The sequence below is a fragment of the Roseateles sp. P5_B10 genome (assembly GCF_056400485.1).
The window spans coordinates 1-534 of record NZ_JBFULE010001738.1 but is presented as its reverse complement, the minus strand read 5'-3'; the positions used below and the strand labels follow the sequence as shown (position 1 = coordinate 534).

At 71.2% G+C, this 534-nt stretch carries 1 pseudogene; it reads right to left on the bottom strand.

The annotated features are described in order from the left end of the window. Positions 1-534, bottom strand: a pseudogene (locus tag AC1DU6_RS35620) (hypothetical protein); the annotation flags it as partial.

The following is a 534-nucleotide window of genomic DNA, read 5'->3' as shown; positions in this document are numbered from 1 at the left end:
CAACTGCAGTACGTGGCGGGACCAGATCTTTCCTTGATCACCGGCCAGATCCGGCACCCCGGGCCACAGCCAGTCCCAGCGCGATACGGGCACGCCGCGCGCCCTCAGTGCCTGGTAGACGGCATCCGGCTCGTCCACCCACAACGGGAAGACGTAGGGTGCGCTGCCCTCGGGCAAGGCCGGGAACAGGGGATGCATGCCCGCCTGGTTGGCCAGCGCCTGGGCCAGCGCGCGGTAGTGCTGCTGCCGCCTGGCGACGACGCGACCGCGGGACGTCAACAACGCCGCGCGCCTGGCAGCGCGCGTCGGTGCGCGATGGCACAGCGCCACGTCGATGCGTGCATAGTCGCCCGCTGGATCAAATTGGGCAGCTTGAGGCGCGGCCCTGGGCGCCGGCGCGCTGCCACCGCGCAGCAACTGCTTGAGAGCCAGCAGCGGGCTCGCCCAGAGGCGCCAGTGCCCCAGGCGGCCATGGCGCGCACTGATTTCCAGGTCGTCCAGCGACGCCTTCAGCTGGCCCTTCAGGCCCACGGG